The sequence below is a fragment of the Agromyces italicus DSM 16388 genome (genome assembly GCF_000421545.1).
Taxonomy (GTDB): domain Bacteria; phylum Actinomycetota; class Actinomycetes; order Actinomycetales; family Microbacteriaceae; genus Agromyces; species Agromyces italicus.
The window spans coordinates 88,730-108,840 of the sequence record NZ_ATXF01000011.1 but is presented as its reverse complement, the minus strand read 5'-3'; the positions used below and the strand labels follow the sequence as shown (position 1 = coordinate 108,840).

The 20,111-nt window shown below is 70.9% G+C and carries 18 protein-coding genes and 1 tRNA gene; 2 read left to right on the top strand and 17 right to left on the bottom strand.

Annotation, left to right across the window (positions count from 1 at the left end; genetic code table 11):
- Window positions 1-77 precede the first annotated feature (77 nt).
- The 14 genes from H516_RS0116375 to H516_RS0116310 form a co-directional block, all read right to left on the bottom strand.
- Window positions 78-1,019: a type IV toxin-antitoxin system AbiEi family antitoxin domain-containing protein gene (locus H516_RS0116375; protein ID WP_169513532.1), complete on the bottom strand. Its 942-nt coding sequence runs from the start codon at window positions 1,017-1,019 to the stop codon at window positions 78-80.
- A gap of 294 nt (window positions 1,020-1,313) precedes the next feature.
- Window positions 1,314-1,784, bottom strand: coding sequence for an Lrp/AsnC family transcriptional regulator (locus H516_RS0116370; RefSeq protein WP_022890783.1), 471 nt, complete (start codon window positions 1,782-1,784; stop codon window positions 1,314-1,316).
- 95 nt (window positions 1,785-1,879) lie between these two features.
- The gene (locus H516_RS0116365; protein ID WP_022890782.1) at window positions 1,880-2,671 is read right to left on the bottom strand and encodes an ABC transporter ATP-binding protein; all 792 of its coding nucleotides are present in this window, start codon (window positions 2,669-2,671) and stop codon (window positions 1,880-1,882) included.
- Between the two features lie 14 nt (window positions 2,672-2,685).
- A complete protein-coding gene (locus tag H516_RS0116360) occupies window positions 2,686-3,579 on the bottom strand; it encodes an ABC transporter permease (protein ID WP_022890781.1) in 894 nt (297 codons plus the stop codon).
- Between the two features lie 30 nt (window positions 3,580-3,609).
- On the bottom strand, window positions 3,610-4,605 hold the full coding sequence (locus H516_RS0116355) for an ABC transporter substrate-binding protein (RefSeq protein ID WP_022890780.1): 996 nt from the start codon (window positions 4,603-4,605) through the stop codon (window positions 3,610-3,612).
- 138 nt (window positions 4,606-4,743) lie between these two features.
- Window positions 4,744-5,823, bottom strand: a complete 1,080-nt coding sequence (hisC, locus tag H516_RS0116350; protein ID WP_022890779.1) for a histidinol-phosphate transaminase — start codon at window positions 5,821-5,823, stop codon at window positions 4,744-4,746.
- Between the two features lie 194 nt (window positions 5,824-6,017).
- Entirely contained in the window at window positions 6,018-6,797 is a 780-nt protein-coding gene (locus tag H516_RS0116345; protein WP_022890778.1) for an alpha/beta fold hydrolase, read from the bottom strand.
- A complete protein-coding gene (locus H516_RS20715; protein WP_022890777.1) occupies window positions 6,794-7,405 on the bottom strand; it encodes an isochorismatase family protein in 612 nt (203 codons plus the stop codon). The genes H516_RS0116345 and H516_RS20715 overlap by 4 nt, the downstream gene beginning before the upstream one ends.
- Window positions 7,406-7,543: 138 nt before the next feature.
- Window positions 7,544-9,004 (bottom strand): D-alanyl-D-alanine carboxypeptidase/D-alanyl-D-alanine-endopeptidase, encoded by a 1,461-nt coding sequence (locus H516_RS20710; RefSeq protein ID WP_022890776.1) that lies wholly within the window; start codon window positions 9,002-9,004, stop codon window positions 7,544-7,546.
- Between the two features lie 203 nt (window positions 9,005-9,207).
- Entirely contained in the window at window positions 9,208-10,470 is a 1,263-nt protein-coding gene (locus H516_RS0116330) for an ABC transporter permease (protein WP_425393481.1), read from the bottom strand.
- A gap of 134 nt (window positions 10,471-10,604) precedes the next feature.
- Complete coding sequence (locus H516_RS0116325; RefSeq protein WP_026378915.1) at window positions 10,605-11,282, bottom strand: ABC transporter ATP-binding protein; 678 nt, start codon at window positions 11,280-11,282, stop codon at window positions 10,605-10,607.
- On the bottom strand, window positions 11,279-12,943 hold the full coding sequence (locus H516_RS0116320; protein ID WP_022890775.1) for an efflux RND transporter periplasmic adaptor subunit: 1,665 nt from the start codon (window positions 12,941-12,943) through the stop codon (window positions 11,279-11,281). The genes H516_RS0116325 and H516_RS0116320 overlap by 4 nt, the downstream gene beginning before the upstream one ends.
- The gene (locus H516_RS0116315; protein ID WP_022890774.1) at window positions 12,940-13,917 is read right to left on the bottom strand and encodes a hypothetical protein; all 978 of its coding nucleotides are present in this window, start codon (window positions 13,915-13,917) and stop codon (window positions 12,940-12,942) included. The genes H516_RS0116320 and H516_RS0116315 overlap by 4 nt, the downstream gene beginning before the upstream one ends.
- A 138-nt stretch (window positions 13,918-14,055) precedes the next feature.
- Window positions 14,056-15,042 carry a Gfo/Idh/MocA family protein gene (locus tag H516_RS0116310; protein WP_022890773.1) on the bottom strand — a complete coding sequence of 329 codons (987 nt, stop codon included), beginning with the start codon at window positions 15,040-15,042 and terminating at the stop codon, window positions 14,056-14,058.
- Window positions 15,043-15,133: 91 nt separating this feature from the next.
- Between H516_RS0116310 and H516_RS0116305 the strand changes: the two genes are divergently transcribed.
- A complete protein-coding gene (locus H516_RS0116305) occupies window positions 15,134-15,964 on the top strand; it encodes an SGNH/GDSL hydrolase family protein (protein ID WP_022890772.1) in 831 nt (276 codons plus the stop codon).
- Window positions 15,961-16,785 carry an SGNH/GDSL hydrolase family protein gene (locus H516_RS20705; protein WP_022890771.1) on the top strand — a complete coding sequence of 275 codons (825 nt, stop codon included), beginning with the start codon at window positions 15,961-15,963 and terminating at the stop codon, window positions 16,783-16,785. Before H516_RS0116305 ends, H516_RS20705 begins: the two co-directional genes overlap by 4 nt.
- Window positions 16,786-17,129: 344 nt before the next feature.
- On the opposite strand, the gene H516_RS0116295 is transcribed toward H516_RS20705, so the two are convergent.
- From H516_RS0116295 to H516_RS0116285, 3 genes are all read right to left on the bottom strand, one after another.
- Window positions 17,130-17,202: transfer RNA gene (locus tag H516_RS0116295), tRNA-Thr, on the bottom strand.
- Window positions 17,203-17,332: 130 nt separating this feature from the next.
- On the bottom strand, window positions 17,333-18,913 hold the full coding sequence (locus H516_RS0116290) for an alpha/beta hydrolase (RefSeq protein ID WP_084620749.1): 1,581 nt from the start codon (window positions 18,911-18,913) through the stop codon (window positions 17,333-17,335).
- Window positions 18,910-20,100, bottom strand: coding sequence for a DNA polymerase III subunit delta' (locus tag H516_RS0116285; RefSeq protein ID WP_022890769.1), 1,191 nt, complete (start codon window positions 20,098-20,100; stop codon window positions 18,910-18,912). Before H516_RS0116285 ends, H516_RS0116290 begins: the two co-directional genes overlap by 4 nt.
- Window positions 20,101-20,111 lie beyond the last annotated feature (11 nt).

Genomic DNA, 20,111 nt, shown 5'->3' with positions numbered 1-20,111 from the left:
CCGCCCGCTCGGCGTGTCGCCCGAAGCATCCTGAGTTCTGCACACGCCGCGGCGCCGCAGGCGTTCGGACGCAGCCGTCAGGCCGGCCGGTCGAGCCCCTCACCCCACACGTGCGCACCGCGCCGCATCAGCATGCGCACGACTGCTTCGACCGAGTCCCACTCGTCGAGCACCTGCCGATGGCTGAAGGCCGCGTGCGTGTACCCCGCGGCCTTCAGCCACGCCGCGCGGCGGCGGTCTCGCTCGAACGCCCCGGGCGCGGAGTGCGGCCCCTCGCCCTCCACCTCGAAGATCAGTCGCTCGCCGATCAGCAGGTCGCCGTGGTACCCGCCTGGGAGGGGGAACTGCGCCCGCACGGGGATGCCGAGATCTTCGAGCCGCAGGCGTGCAACCGTCTCGCCCACCGCTTGACTGAGGGGGCTCGAGCGCACGGCGATCGCGCGGCTCCCAGCCGGCAGACACGCGAGCAGCCGCTCGTACCCGAGCTCGTCGAGCCGTGCTGTCGGCGGCGCTCCGCTCCCGTTCCAAGGAACCGATTCTCGGGCCGAGTCGAGTGCGCAGAGCGCGTCGAGGGCGGGCAGGCATGCCAGCATCTGCTCGAGGCACTCCCCGAGCGGGACGAGGAAACCGCGCGGCGAGATGCTCCCCGGAGGCGACCAGTGCAATCGGGCGCCGGCGCACGCAACACCTTCAGCGGGCAGCTGCGTCGCGGCATCGTCGGGGCCGCGAAGCCGCGATGCATGCCGCATCACCCCGACGTGCAGATACGCGGGGTCGCGCAGCACCCTGAGGCCGTGGAGTCGAGCCGCCGAAACGCAGGCGAGCCTCCCCCCGACCCGGAGAGCCCGTTTCGCCTCGACCGGGATCCAGGGGTCGGCATAGACCCCTCGCCTGATCCGTTCGAGGCGCCCCGAGGCGAGCGCCGCCTCGACAAGGCGGCGCGGCACCCCGGCCCCGATGAAATCGCTTGCCCGGCACACACCACCGCCCTCGCGCAGCACCCGGGTGATCGACCTCACCCTCCGATGGTGCCGGGTCGAGCACTCCACCGACGGCCGGATCGGCTCGGGGAGCACGATCGGCGGCTCCGGAACGCTGGGGAGGAGCAGTGGGCGCGCAACCGGCATGTGCAGAACTCAGGATGCCTCGCCCGCCACGCCGCACGTTCACTCCGCCCGCTCGGCGTGTCGCCCGAAGCATCCTGAGTTCTGCACAATGACCCGCGCGAGGCAGCGACCCGCGCGAGGCAGCGCCCCGCGCAACGCCGCACGAAGCAGAACCCGCGCGCGGCAGCGCCCCGCGCGACCCACCCCTCAGTCGGCCGGCGTCGCCTCGACGAGCGGCATGACCCGGTGCGGGATCGGCGTGTCGAGCACGACCAGCGTCGACGTGCGCTCGATGCCCGGCACGCGCACGAGCTGGTCGACGACGCGCTGGAGGTCGCGGTTCGACGCGGCCACGACCCGCACGAGCAGGTCGCTGCGTCCGGTGATGGTGTGCGCCTCGATCACCTCGGGGATGCCGCGCAGTTCGTCGAGCATGAGGTCGCTGCGCGAACCCTGCGCGATCTCGATCTCGACGAACGTCGTGACGGGGTACCCGAGCGCGGCCGTGTCGACGTCGGGTCCGAACCCGGTGACGATGCCGAGCCGCTGCAGACGGTCGAGGCGGGCCTGCACGGTGCCGCGGGCGACGCCGAGACGCCGCGACGCCTCGTAGACGCCGATGCGCGGCTCGTCGGCGAAGAGCGCGACGAGTCGCGCGTCCAGTCGATCGATGGGCATCGGCACCTCCCCCGCTTCCAGCGTACGCGGACGATCGCGAGGCGGACGGGCGGATGCCTCCGCATCCACCCGTCCGCGGGTGCCGGCGTGCCCGCTCAGCCGAGCATCGCGCGGTCGTCGAGCGCCGCGCCCTTGATCTTCGCGAACTCCGCGAGGAGTCCGGCGACGGTCATCTTCTGCTTCTCCTCCTCGGGCAGGTCGAGGATGATCCGCCCCTCGTGCATCATGATGAGCCGGTTGCCCACCCGGAGCGCCTGCTCCATGTTGTGGGTGACCATGAGGGTGGTCAGCTTGTCGCGCTCGACGACCGACTTCGTGAGCCGCGTGACGAGGTCGGCCCGCTGCGGGTCGAGCGCCGCGGTGTGCTCGTCGAGCAGCAGGATGCGCGGCTGCGTGAAGCTCGCCATCAGCAGCGACAGCGCCTGGCGCTGGCCGCCCGAGAGCAGCCCGACACGGGCCTTCAACCGCTGCTCGAGTCCGAGCTCGAGGGCGAGGAGCTCCTTCTTGAACCGTTCGCGACGCGCCGGTGTCACGCCGAGGTGGAAGCCGCGCCGCTGCCCGCGGCGAAGTGCGAGGGCGAGGTTCTGCTCGATGGTGAGGTCGGGCGCGGTGCCGGCCATCGGGTCCTGGAAGACCCGGCCGATGTACGCGGCCCGCTGGTAGTCCTTCATCCGCTTCACCGAGCGCTCGTCGATGAGGAGCTCCCCCGAGTCGACGGCGATCTTGCCGGCGATGATGTTCAGCAGCGTCGACTTGCCGGCGCCGTTCGAACCGATGACGGTGACGAAGTCGCCCTCGTCGAGGTGCAGCGACACGTCGTTCAGCGCGACGCGCTCGTTGACGGTGCCGGGGAAGAAGGTCTTGGTGACGTGATCGATGGTGAGCATGTTCGTCGCTCCTCTCAGGCCCGGACCGCGCGGCGGTTGAGCTGCCGGAAACTCGGGACGCGTTTCAGGAAGCCCCAGCGCGGCAGCAGCAGCGCGGCGACGACGAGCACGGCGGAGATGAGTTTCATGTCGTTCGGGTTGAGGCCGGCCGCGAGCGCGAGGAAGATCACGAGGCGGTAGACGATCGCACCGACGAGCACCGCGAGGGTCGCCACCCACACCGAGCGTCCTGCGATGATCGCCTGTCCGATGATGACCGAGGCGAGGCCGACGAGGATGAGGCCGATGCCCATCGAGACATCCGCGAAGCCCTGGTACTGCGCGACGAGCGCGCCGCAGAGCGCGACGAGCGCGTTCGAGATCGCGAGCGTCAGGATCGTCGTGAAGTGCGTGTTCACGCCGAAGGAGCGGATCATCTGCTCGTTGTTACCGGTCGCCTGGATCGAGAGGCCGAGGTCGGTCGAGAGGAACCAGTCGATGGCGAACTTCAGCACGAGCGCGAAGATCGCGAAGATGAGGATGCTCCATGGCCCGCCGAGCAGGCCGTTGTCGCGCAGCGGCGTCATCACGGTATCCTCCCTGAGCAATGGGAGGTTCGACTTGCCCATGATCCTGAGGTTGATCGACCACAGCGCGATCATGGTGAGGATGCCTGCGAGGAGGCCGTCGATGCGCCCCTTCGTGTAGAGCACTCCGGTGACGATGCCGGCGACCGCCCCCGACGCCGCACCCGCGAGGGTGGCGACGGGGGCGGGCACGCCCTGCACGATGAGCGACGCCGCGACGGCGGCGCCGGTGGTGAAGCTGCCGTCGACCGTGAGGTCGGGGAAGTTGAGCACGCGGAATGTGAGGTACACACCGAGCGCCATGATCCCGTAAAGCAGGCCGAGTTCGAGTGCGGCGTTCATGCAGGGCCTTCCGGATGTCCCGTGGGCGTGTTATTCGATGGTCTGGTCGGCGTCGGCGACCAGGTCTTCGGGGAGCGTGACGCCCTGGCGCTCGGCGGCGGCGGGGTTCACGATGAGCGAGAGCTCGTCGAGGGTCTCGACGGGCATCTCGGCCGGGTCGGCGCCGTTCTCGAGGATCTCGATCGCCATCTTGCCGGTCTGGTAGCCGAGCTCGGTGTAGTCGATGCCGTACGTGGCGACGGCTCCGCGCTCGACCTGGCCGCCCTCGGCGCCGAACAGCGGGATCTGCTTCTGCTCGGCGATCTGCACGACCGCCTCGAGACCCTCGGTCACTCGGTTGTCGGTCGGGATGTAGATCGCGTCGACGTCGCCGAGCGACTCGGTCGCCTGGGCGACCTCGCTCGAGTTCGTGACGGTCGCCTCCTTGATCTCGAGGCCGAGCTCGTCGGCGGCCTCCTTCGCGAGTTCGACCTGCACCTCGGAGTTCACCTCGCCCGAGCTGTAGACGATGCCCACGGTCTTGGCGTCGGGAACGACCTGGGTGACGAGCTCGAGCTGCTGCTCGACCGGGTTGAGGTCGCTCGTGCCGGTGACGTTGCCGCCCGGCTTCTCCCAGCTGTCGACGAGGCCGGCCTCGGCGGGCTCGGTGACCGCGGTGAAGAGCACGGGGATGTCGGCGATCGACTGCGCGGCAGCCTGCGCGGTGGGCGTCGCGATGGCGAGCACGAGGTCGACACCGTCGGTCTGGAACTTCGCGGCGATGGTGGTGGCGGTCGCCTGCTCGCCCTGCGCGTTCTGCTCGTCGAAGGTGATGTCCTCACCCTCGACGTAGCCGGCATCGGCGAAGGCCTGCTTGAAGCCCTCGCGCGTCGCGTCGAGCGCGGGGTGCTGCACGATCTGGCTGATGCCGATCGAGACGGTGTCATCGGATGCTGCGGCGTCGCCGCCGTCCGATGCGCAGCCGGTGAGGGCGAGGGCTCCGGTGGCGAGCAGTGCGAGTCCGGTGAGCTTCGAGCGGGTTCTCATCGTGGGGTCCTCCTCAGGTCGGTGTTGCGGGGTTCCGTGCGCGGGGCGCAGGTCTCTGGGTCGGGCACGGCCGCGAAGGTGCGGCCGACCCGGGTCGGCGGGGGTGGAGCGGGCCGCTCGGTTCGCGCGTGACCCACGTCAGCCGGCGGGCACCGCGACCGGTGCGGTCGCGAGGGCCTCGGCCGCAGCGGCGAGGAATCGGTCGTTCGCCTCCGGCGAGCCGATGGTCACGCGGATGCCCTCGCCGGCGAAGGCGCGTGCCACGACACCGTGTTCGTGCAGCACGCCGTCGACGCGCTCGGTGTCGTCGCCGGTGCGGAGCCACACGAAGTTGCCGAACGAGTCGACGAGCCGCCATCCGCCGTCGCGGAGCGCGGCGGTGACGCGCCCGCGCTCGGCCACGATCTCGCGAATGCGCACCTCGAGCTCGGATTCGGCGTCGAGCGACGCGATCGCCGCACGCTGGGCGAGGTCGCTGACGGCGAACGGCACGCCGACGCGGCGGAGGTTTTCGGCGACCCGGGCCGGGGCGATCGCGTAGCCGACGCGGAGCCCGGCGAGCCCGTACGCCTTCGAGAAGGTGTGCAGCACCGCGACGTTCGGGTGGCTGCGGAAGAACTCGAGCCCGCTCGCCGAGCGGGGGTCGTCGTCGAAGTGCACGTAGGCCTCATCGACGACGACGAGCACCTCGGCGGGCACCTTCGCGAGGAACGCCGTGAGCTCGTCGGCGGTCACCGTTGCGCCGGTCGGGTTGTTCGGGTTGCAGACGAACACGAGCCGGGTGCGGGGGGTGATCGCCGCGGCCATCGCATCGAGGTCGTGGCGCTCGTCGGCGGTGAGCGGCACGGGCACGGGTGTGGCGCCCGCGACCTGCACGAGGATCGGGTAGGCCTCGAAGGAGCGCCAGGCGAAGATCACCTCATCGCCTTCACCGGCACTCGCGTGGATGAGCTGGGCGGCGACCTCGACCGAGCCGGCGCCGAGCGCGATCTCGGCGGGGTCGACCTCGTGGTAGTCGGCGAGCCGGCGCGTGAGCTCGGTCGCGGCGAGGTCGGGGTAGCGCGCGATCCCGTCGAGGCCGGCGACGACCGCGTCGACGACCGAGGGCAGCGGCGGGAAGGGGTTCTCGTTCGAGGAGAGCTTGACGGCACCCTGCGCGGCAGGCCGACCCGGCGTGTAGACGGGGAGTCGGCCGATGGCGTCGCGCTGGTGGATCATGTCCCTACTTCCTCGTGGGTCGTCACCACGGCGCCCGTCGCCGCTGACGATCGCAGCCTACGGAGGAAGTCGGCGGGGCAGCAAAGCGACGATCGAACACCCGACAAGGTGCCCGATCGTCACCGGACGATCCGATTCGAGCTGTACAAGATGTACAGCTGCTCGCGGACACCCGGTGCAAGCACCGGCCGCCGTCAGTCGCGCAGGAACCCGATCGCCGCGTCCTTGAACACCCGCGAGGTGAGCGTCGCGACGTGATCGCGGCCCGGTACCGAGACGAGGTCGACGCCCCAGTCGAGGGCGAGCTGCTGCACTCCCGCAGGCACCGGGTCATTCTCGCCCGCGACGAAGAGCGTCGGGATCGTACCGGGGATGCCGAGCGGGGCGCCAGAGACCCCCTCGACGACGGCGAGGAGCGCCTCTCGATCGGCGCCCGCGTCGATCGCCGGCCGCAGCACCTGCTCGATGACCCGGTTCTCGCTCGGCCGGTCGTCGAGAAGGAGCGCGCGCACCTCGTCGATCGCCCACGAGGCGAACAGCTCGTTCGGCCCCGCCCCGCCGAGCACGACCCGTCGCAGCCGTTCGGGGGCGATCGCCGCGAGCGCCGAGACGACGCGGCATCCCATCGAATAGCCGACCGCGTCGGCGACGGGCACGCCCGCGGAATCGAGCACGGCGGCGAGGTCGGCGCCGAGCCGCAGCGGTGCGTATTCTGCGGCCGTGACCGGCTTGTCGCTGTCGCCGTGGCCGCGCAGATCGAGGGTTACGACCTCGCGACCGGCGTCGGTGAGCGCCTTCACCCAGCCCGTGCCCTCCCACGTGATGCGCGAGTCGGAGGCGAAGCCGTGCACGAGCAGCACGGGCGGCGACGAGGCGTCGCGATCCGGGGCGCGGTGCACGCGGTAGCCGATGAGCACCCCGTCGGCGCTCTCGGCGTGCAGCAGCGGCGGGCGCGAGGCATCCGTCGCGATCATTCGGCCGACCCGGATGCCTCGGCGACGACGCTCGAGGTCGCGATCAGCGCCCCGGCGTGGCCGAGCTCGGCGAGGGCGGCGGCCGACGACTCCGCCGCGACGCCCGCGACGAGGTCGGTGAGCACGCGCACGTGCTGCCCGTGCTCCAGCGCGTCGAGCGCGCTGGCCCGCACGCAGTAGTCGGTCGCGAGGCCGACGACGTCGACGTCGGTGATGCCGTGCCGGGCGAGGAGCTCGCTGATCGTGTCGCCCGCGTCGTCGGTGCCCTCGTAGATCGAGTACGCCGGAACGCCCTGCCCCTTGCGGATGTGCACGTCGACCTCGTCGGTCGCGAACGCCGGGTGGTACTCGGCGCCCATCGTTCCGGCGAGGCAGTGGGGCGGCCAGGTGTCGATGAAGTCGGGCTCGGCGTCGGTGGCGAAATGGCCGCCGTTGTCGCCCTCGCCCGAGTGCCAGTCACGTGAGGCGACGACGAGCTCGTAGGCACCGCGGTGGCGGGCGAGCAGCTCGCTCACGCCGGCGGCGACGGCGGCGCCGCCTGCGACGCCGAGCGCCCCGCCCTCGGTGAAGTCGTTCTGAACGTCGATGATGAACAGCGCGCGGGTCATGGCTCCATTCTCCCCCTCCGGCTCCCCCTCGTCCCCCGGGTTTACAGGACATCTGCCGATGTGCAGGACGCTTCGACCCCCAACTCGTCCTGTAAACGCCCCGATGTCCTGTAAACCCGGGAGTGCCCCGGTTGGCGCCTACTGGTTCGAGAGGTTGTCCCCGCAGAGGTAGAAGCCCGTGGCGAGCGTGTCGATCGCGGTCTTCGCCTCATCGGTGACGTCGCCCAGTGCGTAGATCGCGAAGGTGAGGTCGGTGCCGTCCTCGGCGCGGATCACGCCCGAGAGGGTGTAGCCCGTGTTGATCCACCCCGTCTTGGCGATGACGCTCCCGTCGGCCACGGCGTTGTCGCCCCAGAACCGGTCGTCGTAGGCGAGGGAGCCCCGCTCGCCCGACACCGGCAGCGAGTCGAGCAGGTACCCGAGGTTCGCCTCGCGCGCGTTGATCTTCACGAACAGCCGGGTGAGGTACGAGGGCGGCACCGCGTTGTCGTCGGAGAGTCCCGAACCGTCGACCACCACGACACCCGCAGTGTCGACCCCGTAGTGCCCGAGCCCCTCGAGCACGCCCGCATTGATCGCCGCGAAGTCGTTGCCCGAGCCGGTCTCGATCGCGACGAGTCGCGCGAGCATCTCGGCGACGGTGTTGTCGGAGACGACGAGCGCCTTGTCGACGAGCGCCGAGACCGGCGGCGAGACCACCTGCCCCAACTGCGTCGCCCCGGCGGGCGCTGTGCCGCGTTCGATGGTGCCGACGCCGCCGAGCTCGTCGGCGAAGGCCTGGCCCGCACGGCCGATGGGGTCATCGCTGCGCCAGGAGGTGTTCGAGTACGGATCATCGCGGTCGCCGTCGACCATGAGCGCCGTGATGAGCGACATGTAGCCGTCTTCACGCTCGACGAGGTCCCAGCTCGGTTGCCACTCCTCGCCGCCGAAAAAGCTCGCGTCGAGGATCAGCTTCGTGATCGGCGGATTGGCGGGATCGGCGGCCCAAGCCTCCTCGACCTGACGGGCCAGCTCGTCGAGGTGCGCCGCACCCGGGTACGCGGTCTCGTCGCCCGACGGCGTGCGCGAGAGCGTCACGTCGCCACCGCCGACGAGCACGATCGACCCGGGCTCCGCACCCTTGACGACGGTCGTGGCCGCGCGGTGATCGGGCCCGAGCACCGAGAGCGCCGCCGCCGAGGTGAGCACCTTCATGACGCTCGCGGTGCGTGACGGCGTCGTGCCGCCGCGGTCGTAGAGCACCTCGCCGGTCGACGCCTTCATCACCTGCGCCTGCAGGTTCGCGAGGCGGGGGTCGGCGGCCGCCTCGGCGACCGAGCAGGTGCGCACGCGGCTCACCGCCGCGGCGGACTCGGGCACCGGGCGGGCCTCGGGGGTCGGCGTCGGCGTCTCGCTCGGCACCGCGGCGGCGGTCGTCTGCTCGGGCGCGACCGCGACCCCGAGCGCGACCGCGCCGCCGCCGAGCAGCGCGAGGGCGAGCACGCCCGAGGCGATCGCGAGCGGCAGCCGGTGCCGCGTGATGAAGGCGAGCACGGATGCCGCGGCGCCGCCACGCTCGGGCGACGTCGCCCCCGTGGCATCCGTCTCATCGATCACGCGGGAATTGTACGCGCCGTACCTCCACCCCCGGCACCCCGGTTTCTCAGGAGCGGGGTCGGGTTTTCGGGTGTTTTCTCAGGAGACCCGGATGCCACAGCGGCCATCTGTGCCCCGGACAGCCGCCGATCGGCGCCGCGGCACCGCCGCCGCCCTCCTGAGAAACACCCCGTCGCTCCTGAGGAACACCCGGGGACCGACGCTCAGACGCCGGCGCGCAGGGCGGCGATCGGCTCGATGCGCGAGGCCTTGCGCGCCGGGTACGCCCCGGCGCCGAGGCCCACGACCGCGCCGAGCACCGCCGCGCCGAACACCATCGGCAGGTCGATGATGGGCGTCCACTGCTGCACGAGCGCGACGACGACGACGGCGAACACGCCGACCGCGGCCCCGATGAGCCCGCCGAGCAGGCCGATCACGACCGATTCGACCATGAACTGCCGCGCGATCTGCCGACTGGTCGCCCCGAGGGCACGTCGCAGCCCGATCTCTCCCGTGCGCTCCGACACCGAGAGCAGGGTGACGTTCGCGATGCCGAGCCCGCCGGCGAGCAGGGCGATCACCCCCAGGATGAGGAAGACCACGTTGATGTCGGCCTGCACGCTCTCCTGCAACGACGAGCCCGAGCGCGGGGCCTGCACGTCGAAGTTCTCGGGGGCGTTGGGGTCGAGCGCGATCGGCGCCTGCTTCGCGACGAGCGGCCCCGCGCCGGCATCGATGCGCAGTTGGAGTTCGCTCGCACTGCGCAGGCCGAAGTCGGCCCGTGCCGTGCCGAGCGGGAGGATCACCGAGTCGAGCAGGTCGGGCCGGCGCTCCATGCCGTCGACGATGCCGATGACGGTGTACGGGCGCTCGCCGATGAAGATCGAGGGCTGGCTGTCGACGCGATTGATGCCGAGCTTCTCGGCGGCCCGCACGCCGATCACGGCGACCCGATCGGCACGGGAGTCGTGCCCGTCGTCGAAGTAGCGCCCGGCCCGCACCTCGCCGCGCACGGCGTCGAGCAACCCGGGCGAAGTGGCGAGCAGCGTCGGGCTCAGCACCTCGGGCGCAGATGGGTCGTTGATCGGCACGGCCGTGATCTGGAGCTCGCCGATCGGCACCTCGCCGATGAGCCCGGCGCGTTCGACGCCGTTCAGTCGCTCGACCCGCGCCGGCGAATCCCACGGAAGGGTCGACGTCGCGACTTCGTCGCCGCCCGAGTTCGCGGTCTCGGGCTTCACGACCGCCTGCGTCGCGGCGACGGCGTCGAACTGACGGCTGATCTGCCCCGCGGCGGTCTGCGCGAAGCCGATCGTGACAACGAGCGACGCGATGCCGAGCACGGTGCCGAGCGTCGTCATCACGAGTCGGCCGGTGTGGCCGCCGATGCCGTGACTCACCTCGACGAGCAGGTCTTGGTTGGTGAATCGGTCGGCGCGCGCGACGGCAGGCAGGGCGGCGGCGTCGCGCGCGCCGTCGGTCACCGAGGCGTCGCCGTCGGTGACCGCGCCGTCGCCCTCGGACGCCGAGCCGTCTCTCTCGGTGGCCGAGTCGTCGGTCGCCGATCCGTCGCCCTCGGTCGCCGCGCGACGCCGGAACCGCCGGAGGATCGATCGTGTCACAGCTCGCTCACCCGCCCGTCGGCGATGCGGATGCTTCGCCGCGCCCGGTCGGCGACGTGCTGGTCGTGCGTGATGACGACGAGGCTCAGCCCGTCGGCGTTGAGCTCCTCGAAGAGGTCCATCACCTCGCCCGAGGTCTGCTGGTCGAGGTTGCCGGTGGGTTCGTCGGCGAGGATGAGCTCGGGCGAGGCCATCACGGCCCGGGCCACGGCGACGCGCTGACGTTCGCCGCCCGAGAGGGTCGTCGGCAGGAAGTCCATTCGGTGCGCGAGCCCCACCCGGTCGAGGGCGGCCTTCGCCCGAGGCATCCGCTCGCGACGCGGCACCCCGCTGTACAGGGTGGCGAGGAGCACGTTGTCGAGCACCGTGCGGCGGGGCAGCAGATGGAAGGCCTGGAACACGAAGCCGATGGTGCGCGCCCGGAGTCCGGCGCGCGCCTCCTCGTCGAGCGCGGCGGTGAGCACCCCGCCGAGCCGGTACTCGCCGACGGTCGGCCGGTCGAGCAGGCCCAACACGTTGAGCAGCGTCGACTTGCCCGAACCGCTCGGGCCCACGATCGAGAGGTAGTCGCCCCGGTCGATCGCGAGGTTGACGCCCTTCAGCGCCTGCACCTCGGGCGGACCGGGGAAGGAGCGGGTGACATCGATGAGCTCGACCACGGGGGCCTGGCTCATCGGCCCACCACGACGAGGTCGCCCTCGGCGATCTCGCCGGCGATCTCGACGAAGCCCTCGGCCGAGAGGCCCGTCTCGACCTCGACCAGCCGGGTCTCGTCGCCGTCGTGCACTTCGACGCGCGATTCGCCGCCGGGCCCGGCGGTGAGCGCCGCGAGCGGAACCGCGAGCACCTCGCCCTCGGTCGCCCCGATCGAGATCTTCACGCGCACGTTCTGCCCTCGCAGTGCCTCGACCTGCGCATCGCTCGGTTTCGTCGGCGCGAGCACCACGTCGTAGCGCGGCCCCGACTCGGCGGCCTCGCCGCCTTCGGCCTTGCGCGGTTCGACGGAGGTGATCGCGGCCGCGAGCTCCGAGCCGTCGGGCATGGCGAGGGTCGCCACGTCGCCGACCGTCAGCAGCTTCGCGTCGCTCTCGGCCGCTGAGGCGTTGATCGCGAGCGTCGCACCCGACACGAGCATCGCTGCGGACTGCACGATGCTCCCGCGTTCGACCATGACCTCGTCGACCCGGCGCGGCAGGTCTTGCAGGTAGAGCACCTCGCTGACCGGGAGGAAGGCGAGGGTGCCGGTCTCGGCCTCCTCGAGGAGTTCGTAGGCGTCGCCGAGCTGCGAGCGGGCCGACTCGAGCGCCGCTCGCTCGGCGCTCGCATCGCGCGGCGCGAGGCCGGCGTCGCGCTCGACCCGCGCGAGCTTCAGGGCGTCTTCGGCATCGCCGATCGCGACGGCGTCGCCTTGGGCTTTCGCCGCGGCGAGGGCCCGCTCGGCGGCGCGCACGGCGTTCTCGAGTTGCACGCGCTCCACCGACGACGGGCCCGACTCGGCACCGGCGAGCGCGCGCTCTGCCGAGGCGACCGCCTCTTCGGCACCGGTCACGGACTCCCGCGCCGAGCGCACCGTGTCGGCGGTGCCTTCGGGCGCCTCGGGCAGCGGATAACCCACCTTGTCGTAGAGTGCGGCGACGCCTGCGGCGGTCGCCGAGTCGAAGACGTTCGAGCCGACGTCGCCGGGGTCGATGCCCACGGCCTGCAGCGCCTGCTTGAGCTGGGTGACGTCCGGTCCGGAGAGCCCGGCGCGCAGGGTGCGGTAGGCCGGCAGCTCGCCCGGCAGCACGATGACCGGTCGGCCGGTGACCTCGAGGGCGATCGCGGCGGGGCCGAGGGTCGCACCGACCTCGGGCACACGACCGGTGACGACGGCGGGACCGCCGAGATCGCCCGTCTCGAGCTTCACCTCGACGGAATCGGCGAACGCCGCGTCGCCGCGGATGGTGACGTCGTTCGAGAGCGAACGCAGTTCGACCGGCACCGTGATGGGCCCGGCATCGGGGGCCGCAGCGTCGGCGGCGGCCTGGCCCGGGGAGACGATGAGGAAGCTCAGGCCGACGCCGGCGACGAGCGAGGCGACGGCGACCGCCGCGAGCACCCACAGCACCCGGTTGCCGCGGAGCACGCGCCGCCAGCCCTGCACCGCGGGGTCGACGGGCTCTGCGGGTGAGTTCTCGGTCGGTTCGGATGCCTCGGCGGCGACGAGCTCGTCGAATCCGACGGCCGTGGCATCCGACGCGTCACCGCCCGCGGCGGCGCCCGCCTCGTCGCTCGTGCTGGCCTCGCCCGTCGCACCCGTCTCGCCGGCTCCGCCCGCGCGAGGTCTGCGAATCACTCGTCGCCCTTGCTGTACGCGGCGAGCAGCGCATCGAGCTCGGACTCGTTGTCTTCGATGAACTGCTCCTCGAGCGCGAACTGCGCCTTCAGCTGCGTGTTCTGGTAGTCGAGCTTCTCGGCGCAGCGGAAGTCGGCGACCGCGATGTCGATCTCCTTCTGCTTCAGCTCGGCGAGCTGCTCTTCGCTCGGTCCCTCGGCGTTCTCGCCCTCCCAGAAGGCGTTCTGTTCGTCCATGATCGAGGTCTGCGCATCGCTGCGGGTCTTGAGGTCGGGGTACTCGGCGTCGGCCATGCACGCCGACCACTTCTCATCGAGCGCGAGCATGTCGGGCTGCTTCGCGAGCCCCTCCCAGAGGGCGCCCATCGCCTCGGTGAGGTCGGCGAATTCCTCGTCCTCCCAGTAGTTCTCGCCCTGGAGTTCGTGCTGCGCCGCGCCATCGCAGCCGGCGGTCTCCCAGTTGTACTCGTAGGAGCCGTCCTCGTTCATCTCCTCCTCAGCCGGCGGCACGCCGTAGAGGGTGGCGTAGTAGGCCTCCTGCTCGGTTGGCGAGAGCGACTCGACGTAGGGCTGGTTCGGGTCGACGAACTCCTCGGCCTCCTCCTGCTGGGCGTCCATCTCCTCCTGGGTCTGCACGAAGCCCCATCCGTTCGCGGCGACCCACTCCTCGGTCTCGCGCTCGGCCATCTCGTCCTCGTCCATGAAGCCCATGTTCTGCGACTGGTCGACGGGCGTGTACTCGAACCCCTCTTCGGCCATGCACTCGGCCTTGAACTCCTCGACCTTCTTCTGGTCGGCGATGATCCGTTCCTCGTCCCACGTGCCGTTGACCGGCTCGAGGTACTTCGTGAGCGGGCTGTCTTCGTAGCTGAGCTTCTCCGCTCCGCCGGCGGGTCCGCCGGCGCAGCCCGTGAGGGCGAGCAACGCGACCGCGGTGAGGGCGGTGATGCCGAGGACAGGGCGACGTGCAGACACGGGGGCTCCTTCGGGTCGGTGCGCGTGAACCCGCGTCGGCAGGGAGGCGCTCCGGCGAGCCTATCGACGCATCGGAGCACAGCACCATCCGTCCAGAGGATGATTCGGGGTCGGATCAGGGCGATCCCTGATCGACGTTCACTCCCCCGGGTAGCGCAGGCCGATCTGCTCGCGAATGAGGTCGAGCGTCTCCATGATCGCGACGCTCTGCCGCGTCGGCAGGATGTCTCCGCCATCGGTGCGCCCTTCGGCGACGAGTCGTTCGAGCGCCGCCGCCTGGTAGTGCATGCCGCGGCCGTTCACCTCGGACACGTACTCCTCGAGGACCTCTCCGTCGGGGCGGATCAGCCTGAAGGTCGTCGGCGCGTACCAGATCGGATCGATCTCGATACGCGCCTCGGTGCCGAGCACCGCCGCCGTGTTCGGCCCACGGGTGTTCGAAGCGGAGAGCGTCGTGGCGATGCGTCCGCCGCCGTAGGTGAAGATCGTCGCGACCTGCGCGTCGGCCCCGGTCGGTTTGAATGTCGCCGAGGAACGGACCCCGGCGGGGGCGCCGAAGAGATCCCAGGCGAACGAGATCGGGTAGATGCCGAGGTCGAGGAGCGCCCCTCCACCGAGCTCGAGCGAGTTGAGCCGGTGGGCCGGGTCCTCGGACAGCAGCTGCGTATGGTCGGCCATGAGCGTTCGCGGCTCGCCGATCGCTCCCGACGCGACGAGTTCGCGGATCCGCATCATGTGCGGCAGGTAGCGGGTCCACATCGCCTCGAGCGCGAGGAGCCCCCTGGCCTCGGCGGTCTCGGCGATCTGCCTGGCCTCCCGCGCGGTGAGCGTGAACGCCTTCTCGACGAGCACGTGCTTGCCCGCCTCGAGGGCGAGCGTCGCGTTCGCCGCGTGCATGGGGTGCGGGGTCGCGATGTAGACGACGTCGACCTCGGGGTCGGCGACGAGCGATTCGTAGCTGCCGTGCACCCGCGGGATTCCGAATTCCTGAGCGAAGCGCGCCGCGGATGCCTCGTTGCGCGAGCCGACCGCCCGCACATCGAATCCGTTGAGCTTGAGATCGTTGACGAAGAGTCGGGCGATTCCGCCGGTCGCGAGGATGCCCCAGCGCAGAGATTCGGTCATCCGGCCAGAATACGGCGAGTTCCGCGCAGAGCAGCCCCACCCCCACATCTGGGTTGCTGTGGATTCCTCAATTCGGGCCTAGCGTTGGCCCATGAGTGCACTTTCAACCCGAAAGGCTCGCCACGGCATCGTCGCCGCCGCGGCCGCAGTCGCCCTCCTCGCGATCCCGATCGGGATCGCACTGCCCGCCCAGGCAGCGCCACCGCAGACCTCGGTCGCGAAGTACGTCGCGCTCGGCGACTCGCTCGCCGCAGGTCAGGGCACGGGCACCCCGCTCGACGCCTGTCTCCGAACCGGCGCCGGCTATGCGAACGGCCTTGACGCCCTCCCCCGTATCAATCTCCTCCGCAACCCGGGGTGCAGCGGAGCCTCGATCGGCGATGTCGCCGACTCCCAGCTCGGCCAGGTCAACCGGGGCACGACGCTCGTCACGATCACGGCAGGCGCCGGCGACCTCGACGTCGGCGCGGTCTACGCGGCATGCGCACCCGACCCGACCTCGCCCTCGTGCGAGTTCGCCTACGGCCAGGCCCTGTCCACGCTCCAGTCGGGCGTCATCGGCGAGCGACTCGCGACGCTCATCGCCGCAGTGAGCGAACGTTCCCCGCGCACCGACATCCTCGTCACCGGCTATCCGCTGCCCTTCGACGACGTCGTGCCCGGGCTGCCGCAACAGATCAACGACGCCGTCGGCCTGCTCAACGCGAACATCGCCGGCGCGGTGGCGAGCCTCGCTCAGGCCGTCCCGGTCGGCTATGTCGACGTGACCGAAGCGTTCGCCGACCACGGCGCCGGCAGCGCCGACCCGTGGCTCGGCCAGAACCCGGGCGACCCGATCACGTTCCTGCACCCGAACGCCGCCGGGTACGCCGCGTACACGAACGTTGTGCACGCCGCCTACCTCGTGGCGGTGGCGTCGTGAACGCGCGGCGCATTCTCGCCGGTGCAGCTGCGGCCGTCGTCATCACGGCCCTCGCACTGGCGGGTGCCGGTCCGGCGTTCGCCGCGAAGGGCGGCGGCAAGCCGGGCGGTGGTGGCGGCGGCTCGAAGGAGCTCGCGTACGTCGCGCTCGGCGACTCGTTCGCCTCCGGCCAGGGCGGTGGCAGCTACCTCGACACGAGCTGTTACCGGAGCAACAACAGCTACCCGAAGCGACTCGACGCGAGCCGCGCGTTGAAATTGACCGCCTTCCCCGCCTGCGGCGGGGCCTCCACCGTCGAGGCCCTCGTCGCGCAGGTTCCGGCGATCCCGGCCGGCACGCGACGCGTGACCCTGACCATCGGCGGCAACGACGTCGGCTTCGCCGCGGTGATGCAGAACTGCTTCGTGTTCGTCTCGACCACCGCCTGCGAAGCGGATCTCGCCGTCGCAGAGAGCATGGTGAGCGACGACACGATGTACGACCGGGTCGCCTCGCTCATCCAGGCCATCCGCGCGAAGGTCGGCGCCGAGGCGAAGATCGTCGTCGCGGGCTACCCCCAGCTCTTCCATCTGCCCTCGCAGTACGCGTACGCGGCACGCGTCAACACCGACACGAGTGCGTTGAACGACGAACTCGAAGCGGCCTCGGCTGCGAACGGCGCGACTTTCGTCGACGTGGAGGCGGCCTTCGCCGGGCACGGCATCGGCAGCCCATCGCCGTGGATCAACGCGTTCAGCATCTTCAACACCACGGCCGCGTTCCACCCGAACTCCACGGGCTACGCGAGCTACGCGACGCTCCTCGCGCCGGCGCTCCGCTGAAGAGCTGGCGATCTGCATGGGACGACGAAGGGCCCAGACCCCTGGATCCTGCCAAGACCCGGGCCCTTCTCGGCGCCGCCTGTGGCTCACCTGCACGCTCAGCACGACCGACGGGGGCAACTGCTCGGAAGAGGCGTGTGCCGGCGAGAGGATGCTCGCGCACGGGGGAATGCAGCCGGGTGGGCGTCGGGTCGAGACTGCCACCGCGAGATCGTGCCGGGCCGTGGAGCCGCGGATTCGACGGACGCGACAGCGACGCCGTAACGGGATCGACCCCCTCGAGCCGACCTCCAACGAAGAAGCCCGGAATCATGCAGTCTGCGTGGTTCCGGGCTTCGTGTCGGAGCCGCCTGTGGGAATCGAACCCACGACCTTCTCATTACGAGTGAGACGCTCTGCCGACTGAGCTAAGGCGGCGTGACGACCGGCGCGAGGCGCACCGACTGGCACGAGAGTCAATAGTAGCGGATGCACGAGGCCCCGGTTGACCACCGCCGCCGAGGTGCGGACGGCTCGCGGCGCCTGCCGCGAGGCATCCGCACCTCGATCAGCACTCGGGATCGCCCTCCGGTACCGTTCCCTCGATGAGGTACCCCTCGACGGCGTCGTCGACGCAGGAGTTCGATTTGTTGTACGCCGTGTGCCCCTCGCCCTCGTAGCTGACGAGTACGCCGCTCTCGAGCTGATCGGCGAGCGCGACCGCCCACTCGTACGGAGTCGCGGGGTCGCCCGTCGTGCCGACGACCATGATCGGCGCGGCGCCCTCGGCGTGGATCTCGGCCCGCTCGCGATCGGACTGGTAGGGCCAGTTGATGCAGCTCAGGTCTCCGTAGCCCATGTAGGGGCCGATCGTCGGGGCGGCCTCGGCGATCGCCGCCGCCGACTCGCGCATGACGGCCACGTCGGACTGGTAGGTGTAGTCGAGGCAGTTGATCGCCCGGAAGGCCTCGGTCGAGTTGTCGAGATACGTGCCGTCGGGGTTGCGCCCGTTGTAGCCGTCGGCGAAGGCGAGCGCGGGGTCGGCGTCACCGAACATCGTCGCCTCGAGCATGTCACTGAGGTAGGGCCAGGTGTCGGCGCTGTAGAGCGGGTAGATGATCGCGGTCAGAAGGGTGTTCGCACCCACCATGCGACCGTCGCTGCCGCGCAGGGGGCTCTGGTCGACCGAGGCGAGCAGGCGGCCGATCTCGTCGCGCGACTCGTCGACGGTGCCGTCGAATGGGCACTCGTCGGTGGAGAGGCAGTCGTCGAGGTACGCGTCGAGCGCACGTTCGAAGCCGACGGCCTGCGCCTTCGAGACCTCGAAGTCGCTCGCGGAGGGGTCGATCGCTCCATCGAGCACGAGCCGGCCGACCTTCTCGGGGTAGAGCCCGGCGTACGTCGCCCCGAGAAAGGTGCCGTACGAGAAGCCGAGGTAGTTCAGCTGCTCGTCGCCGAGGATCGCGCGCAGGAGGTCCATGTCGCGGGCGGCGCTCACGGTGTCGACGTTCGGGAGGAGCTCGCCGGTGTTCTCCGCGCACGCCGCCCCGAAGTCGGCCGCAGCGCTGCCCACGGCCTCGATCCACTCGTCACTGCCGCGCTCACCTGGCGCGATGTCGTAGAGGTAGTCGTCCATCTCGGCGGCGTCGTAACAGGCGACGGCCGAGGAGCGCCCAACCCCGCGGGGGTCGAATCCGACGATGTCGAAGCGCTCCTGCAGGGGCTCGCCGACGGCATAGTCGAGCGTGTCGAACACGAAGTCGTAGCCCGAGCCGCCAGGGCCTCCCGGGTTCACAAGCAGCGAACCGATCTTCTCCCCGCTCGCAACGTGCCGCACCACGGCGAGGTCGATCTCGCCCGCCGAGGGGTCGCTCCAGTCGAGCGGGGCCTTCGCGGTGGTGCAGCCCATGCCGTCGCCGCAGCGCTCCCACTCGAGGACCTGGGTGTAGAACGGCTCGAGCTCGGCCGAGACCTCTTCGCCGGTGGGGGTCGACACCGGCGCCGTCTGCTCGAAGAAGGAGGGCACGCAGGCGCTCAGCGCGAGCACGGCGGCGAGTGCCACGCCGATCGCCGCCGCGCGCCGGCCCCGCTGCATCCGCCCGTTCGACCCCTCAGCCTGCAATCGTCGGACGGTGCTGGGTGCGCTCATGCGGCTCCTCGTTCGTGGTCGGTGGTTCGGACTGCTGCGACGAGCATCGCCTCGAGCGCGAGGGCGGGCTGCACATTGCCCTCGATGCGGGTGCGGGCGACCTGGACGGCGTCGAGCGTGGCGAGCGTTCGTGCCGGCGTCGCCGCGGCGGCGGCCTGCTCGATGCCCGGCAGCAGCTCGCGATTGACGAGCGGCACCTCGGCGGCCAGCTGCACGAGCAGGATGTCGCGGTAGAGCGACGCGAGGTCGACGAGGATGCGGTCGATTCCGTCGCGGAGACTCCGTGTCGCCCGCCGCTTCTGGTCGTCTTCGAGCGCTTTGATCTGCGGACGGAGCGCCGGCGGCACCGCCTGCCCCGGGGCGATGCCGAGCGAGTGCAGCGCGTGCTCGCGCTCCTCCGCGTCGCGGAGTTCGGTGATCGCCTTCGCGTCGTCGCCGGCGATCTCGAGGTACCGCGCCGCGGTCATCACCGCGGTCGCCGTCGAGCGCACCCGCAGGGCGAGTTGGAGGGTCTCGGCACGGCGATCGCGCGCCTCGGAGTTGGTCGCGAGCCGGTGCGCCATGCCGATGTGGCTCTGCGCCTCGCGAGCGGCGCGTTCGGCGAGCTCGGCGTCGACGCCGTCGCGGCGCACCAGCAACCCGGCGACGTCGGCGACGCTCGGCACCTGGAGGCGCACCGAGCGCACCCGCGAGCGGATCGTCGGGATCAGGTCGGCCTCGCTCGGCGCGCAGAGGATCCAGACGGTGCGCTCGGGCGGCTCTTCGAGCTCCTTCAACAGGAAGTTCGAGGTCTGCTCGGTCATGCGGTCGGCGTCTTCGACGATGATCACGCGATGCCGGCCGATCGAGGGCGCGTAGTGCGAGCGTTTCACGATGTCGCGCACATCGTCGCGCTTGATGATCACGCCCTCGGTCGCGAGCACGTGCAGATCGGGGTGACTGCGCACGTCGACCTGGATGCGCGTGGTCTCGTCGCCGTCGGGATCACCCGAGATGAGCGCCGTCGCGAAGGCGTACGCGAGATTGGAGCGCCCCGAGCCGGGTGGGCCGGTCACGAGCCACGAATGCGTCATCTGCTGCGACGCACCGGCGGATGCCTCGCGGCCGCCGCCGCGCGCAGCCTCGGCCGCCGCCCGGAACACGGCGATCGCCGCGTCTTGACCGGTCAGTTCGCTCCACACGCTCACGGCTCCACGCT

Bases quoted from the DNA above. Each gene is read 5' to 3' on its own strand.
- H516_RS0116355 (WP_022890780.1), bottom strand. From the start codon at position 4,605: ATGAGAACCCGCTCGAAGCTCACCGGACTCGCACTGCTCGCCACCGGA.
- H516_RS20715 (WP_022890777.1), bottom strand. From the start codon at position 7,405: ATGACCCGCGCGCTGTTCATCATCGACGTTCAGAACGACTTCACCGAG.
- H516_RS0116360 (WP_022890781.1), bottom strand. From the start codon at position 3,579: ATGAACGCCGCACTCGAACTCGGCCTGCTTTACGGGATCATGGCGCTC.
- H516_RS0116290 (WP_084620749.1), bottom strand. From the start codon at position 18,913: ATGAGCGCACCCAGCACCGTCCGACGATTGCAGGCTGAGGGGTCGAAC.
- H516_RS0116325 (WP_026378915.1), bottom strand. From the start codon at position 11,282: ATGAGCCAGGCCCCCGTGGTCGAGCTCATCGATGTCACCCGCTCCTTC.
- H516_RS0116370 (WP_022890783.1), bottom strand. From the start codon at position 1,784: ATGCCCATCGATCGACTGGACGCGCGACTCGTCGCGCTCTTCGCCGAC.
- H516_RS0116310 (WP_022890773.1), bottom strand. From the start codon at position 15,042: ATGACCGAATCTCTGCGCTGGGGCATCCTCGCGACCGGCGGAATCGCC.
- hisC (WP_022890779.1), bottom strand. From the start codon at position 5,823: ATGATCCACCAGCGCGACGCCATCGGCCGACTCCCCGTCTACACGCCG.
- H516_RS0116345 (WP_022890778.1), bottom strand. From the start codon at position 6,797: ATGATCGCGACGGATGCCTCGCGCCCGCCGCTGCTGCACGCCGAGAGC.
- H516_RS0116305 (WP_022890772.1), top strand. From the start codon at position 15,134: ATGAGTGCACTTTCAACCCGAAAGGCTCGCCACGGCATCGTCGCCGCC.
- H516_RS0116365 (WP_022890782.1), bottom strand. From the start codon at position 2,671: ATGCTCACCATCGATCACGTCACCAAGACCTTCTTCCCCGGCACCGTC.